This window comes from Enterococcus sp. LJL51 (assembly GCF_054871795.1).
The window spans coordinates 1-4,148 of the sequence record NZ_JBTXLW010000034.1 but is presented as its reverse complement, the minus strand read 5'-3'; the positions used below and the strand labels follow the sequence as shown (position 1 = coordinate 4,148).

4 protein-coding genes and 1 other annotated feature are annotated in these 4,148 nt (G+C 39.8%); of the genes, 3 read left to right on the top strand and 1 reads right to left on the bottom strand.

All coding sequences use genetic code 11. The features are described from left to right. Positions 1–314 precede the first annotated feature (314 nt). The 3 genes from croR (at position 315) to serS (ending at position 3,828) form a co-directional block, all read left to right on the top strand. Entirely contained in the window at positions 315–1,004 is a 690-nt protein-coding gene (gene croR, locus ACYSNQ_RS17880) for a response regulator transcription factor CroR (RefSeq protein ID WP_426084933.1), read from the top strand. Next, on the top strand, positions 994–2,196 hold the full coding sequence (locus ACYSNQ_RS17875; RefSeq protein WP_426084932.1) for a sensor histidine kinase: 1,203 nt from the start codon (positions 994–996) through the stop codon (positions 2,194–2,196). Before croR ends, ACYSNQ_RS17875 begins: the two co-directional genes overlap by 11 nt. A 29-nt stretch (positions 2,197–2,225) precedes the next feature. Then, positions 2,226–2,432, top strand: a binding site (T-box leader). Between the two features lie 124 nt (positions 2,433–2,556). Beyond that, positions 2,557–3,828 (top strand): serine--tRNA ligase, encoded by a 1,272-nt coding sequence (gene serS, locus ACYSNQ_RS17870; protein ID WP_426084931.1) that lies wholly within the window; start codon positions 2,557–2,559, stop codon positions 3,826–3,828. Here the strand turns inward: serS and ACYSNQ_RS17865 are convergent. Further along, on the bottom strand, positions 3,712–4,148 hold a 437-nt coding region (locus ACYSNQ_RS17865; protein ID WP_426084930.1), incomplete at its 5' end, for a transposase. The two genes, serS and ACYSNQ_RS17865, sit on opposite strands and share 117 nt — an antisense overlap.

The window sequence follows — 4,148 nt, the reverse complement described above, 5'->3', positions numbered from 1 at the left end:
TTTCTTCTCTCTGGATGTTATTCTATCCAGCTGTCTGAAAGTCATTGTCTCGTCTTGCGACATGTAATAATATATCAAGTTTCAACGCTTAGGTCAATCAAAATATTGCATTTTTTTCAACTTTTTTTCATTACCGACCATTCACTGCTATTACCTTGTTAATCGTTCGCTTTGCCACCGTTTTCTATTTAGTGTTTCTTAATTTTTGGTAATGTAATTAAAATTTCTGTAATATATACGAGTTTTTATCCCTTTCTGCTTTTTTTTGATAGAATATGAGTGATGATATTAATGATTTGGAGGAGTATAACTATATGAAGATTTTAGTAGCAGATGACGACAAGGAGATTGTAGAGCTTCTAAGCATCTACATTCACAACGAAGGATATGAGGTAGTCAAGGCATATGATGGAAAGGAAGCCTTATCTAAGATAAGAACAATTCCTGATATTGATTTACTGGTGCTGGATATTATGATGCCCGTTATGGACGGCATGCAGGTTGTAAAAGAATTGCGTAAGGAGTCTCAAGTACCAATTATTATGCTGACTGCAAAAACAACAGATATGGATAAAATTAAAGGTTTAGTTGCCGGTGCGGATGATTATGTTACAAAACCGTTTAATCCATTAGAAGTGATGGCACGAGTTAAATCAATTTTGCGGCGCAGTCAGATGCAGGTGAAGCTTAACGAACCTGACGTATTGGAAATTGGCTCACTGATTATTAATAAAGATTCTCATGAGGTTAAAACAATTGACGACAAAGAAATACAATTAACTGCGCTGGAGTTCGGTATCCTCTATTTATTAGCCAGCCATCCAAACCGAGTATTTAATGCCGACGAAATTTTTGAGCGTGTTTGGCAGCAGGAAAGTGTTGTCTCCGCCAAAACGGTTATGGTTCATGTCAGCCATTTGCGCGATAAGATAGAAGAAGCAACTGGTGGAGAAAAAGTGATTCAGACAGTTTGGGGTGTGGGGTACAAAATTGATGCCCGTTAACAATCAGCGGAAGGTGGAAAAACAGAAACGGATCGGCTTAACATCTAAAGAAGTAAGTGAGCTGCTGGCCGAAGGAATTTTAACAGTTATTCTTTTACTACTATTAAATGTGGCGATAATTGTTTTGCTTTATCAGTTTATCCAGACTTCCCCAACTTTAAGAAATGTGATATTCGGAACAAAAGGTGTTCTAGCTGATTATCTGGATACAGATGTTTTTTGGAGCTGGAGTAAATTTGTTATTCCAATTTTTCTAATTATTGACGGGTCTGTTTTATACTGGCGGTTAATTCGCCGCTATCGTCAGATGCAGCTGCGTCATATTATCAGTGAGCTTCATTATATAGCGGACGGAAATTATGATCATAGAATCCCCTTTGAATTAAGTGGTGATTTGGCGAAAGTCATTTCCAGCATCAACGGACTAGTTGATAGTACGGTAGCTGCTATTGAGGATGAACGGCGGATTGAAAACTCTAAAGATGAATTAATCACAAATGTCAGTCATGACATACGGACACCTTTGACATCCATCATTGGCTACTTGGGATTGATCGAGGATCGTCAATTTCATTCCCAAGAAGAGATTCTCAAGTATACTCATACTGCTTATGTAAAAGCGAAGCAAATGAAGCTTTTAGTAGATGACTTATTTGAATACACTAAGGTGAGACAGCCTGCTGTTCCTCTAAATGCCATCACCTTCGATATGGCTCAGCTTTTGGAACAGCTATCTGTCGATTTCGAACTGGAAGCAAACAAACGGGGCATGGACATCTCTGTTAAAGCTATTCCAGAAGCTATTCCTATGGAAGGCGACACAGAAAAACTAGTCAGGGTATTCAACAACCTCCTATCTAATGCCTTGAAATATGGAAAAGGCGGCAAACACATTTTAATAGAAGCAACAAAAGTCGGAACCGAGGTGGTTGTGGCTGTCCGTAACGACGGTTCTCAAATTCCGCAAAAATCGTTAGATCAGCTTTTTGACCGTTTTTACAGAGTAGAGGAATCACGCTCTCAAGAAACAGGTGGGACTGGTTTAGGATTGGCTATCGCTCAAAGTATCGTTGCCTTACACGGGGGATACATCTATGCTAAGTCAGATACGGATTGGACTTCCTTTATTATCCATCTGCCTATTCAAAGAAATGCAGCTCCTGTTAATCAACGAGTTTCTGACCACCATTGACATCTTGCATAAAATTTTGTATGCTAATTGCAAACGTTGAGAAATAGTATTTATAGCACTGAATTTCAGAGAGCCTGTAGTGGTGGAAGCAGGTATTCATCTATAAAGAATCCGTCTCTAACTTATGTGTCTGGTGAAATAAATCAGACCGGCAGCAGCCGTTATCTGTTAATCAAGTGCAGCCATCTGGCTGAACTTGGGTGGCAACGCGAGATTTCAGTCATTTCGTCCCAAGATATTTTTTGTGGACGGAGTGGCTTTTTTTTGTTGGCATGTGATTTCAGAAAGCACTTGTTTGGCAGCAGCGGCAGCTAGAAGTTGTTTTGGTTTACTATTTACTTAAATACTGGAGGGAACTATATGTTAGATGTAAAAATGATTCGTCAAAATTTTGCAGAAGTACAGCAAAAATTGAAAACCCGCGGGGTTAAGGAAGAGGTTTTAACTGAGTTTTTGCGTTTAGATGAAAGCCGCAGAGCGCTTTTGGTAAAAACCGAGGAGTTAAAGAAATATCGAAATGATGTTTCAGCAGAAATTGCTCTTTTGAAAAGAAACAAAGAGGACGCTGCTGCTAAAATCAGTGAAATGAAAGAAGTAGGCGGAAAAATCAAAGCCTTAGATACAGAAATTGCTGCTATAGATGAAAAGCTGAACGCTATTACTTCTACCTTACCTAACCTGCCCCATGCTTCTGTTCCAATCGGTGAAGGCGAAGACGAGAATGTTGAAATCCGAAAATGGAGTACACCACGCAGCTTCGATTTTGAACCGAAGCCTCATTGGGAAGTAGCCGAACGCTTGGGAATTCTTGATTTTGAACGGGGAGCAAAGGTCACTGGCAGCCGATTTGTTTACTATAAAGGACTGGGTGCACGTTTAGAACGGGCTTTGTATAACTTCATGCTGGATTTGCATGTCTATGATCATGGCTACACAGAAGTTATTCCGCCATATATCGTTAACAGTAACTCTATGTTTGGAACAGGTCAGTTCCCCAAATTTAAAGAAGACGGTTTTCAACTGGAAGGAACTGACTTTACACTGATTCCAACTGCTGAAGTCCCTTTAACAAACTACTATAACAATGAGATTCTAGATGGAAAGGAATTACCGATTTACTTTACCGCACTAAGTCCTTCTTTCCGTTCTGAAGCGGGAAGCGCTGGTCGTGATACTCGCGGCTTGATTCGTCTGCATCAATTCAACAAAGTTGAGATGGTTAAATTCAGCAAGCCTGAAACCTCTTATGAAGAATTAGAAAAAATGACTGCAAATGCTGAAGAGATTTTACAGAAATTGAATCTGCCGTATCGTGTTATGGCTCTATCTACTGGTGATATGGGCTTCTCTGCTGCCAAAACCTATGACTTGGAAGTTTGGATTCCTGCTCAGGATGTCTACCGGGAAATCAGCTCATGCTCAAACTGCGAAGATTTCCAGGCGCGCAGAGCAATGATTCGTTACCGTGACGACGAAGAAAAAGTCAACTATCTACACACCTTAAACGGCTCTGGTTTAGCGGTTGGGCGAACTGTGGCTGCCATTCTTGAAAATTATCAGAATGAGGATGGAACAGTCACTGTACCTGAGGTTCTGATTCCTTATATGGGCGGTCTTAAAATAATTGAGTAAATAATACATCTTTTTAAGAGGGAGTGGGACATAATCCACTCTCAAAAAGAAAATAAGCCTGATTTTGATGATGAATGTCAAAATCGGGCTTGTTTTTTCTTTTTCTCTTCTCTTTCTCTCCATATATTTTCCTAATTTTCTTAGATTTAGTGCCATGAGAGCCAAACCAACATCAATCTTCGCTCCTTGTTTTCCACGTAAATGGAAACGATGGAACGCCAAATGAGCCTTTAGATGCCCAAACACTGGTTCTACATCGATTTTCCGTTGTCGATAAATCGAACCTGTTTTTTCATCTGAAAGCTTCTTCTTGCATTCTG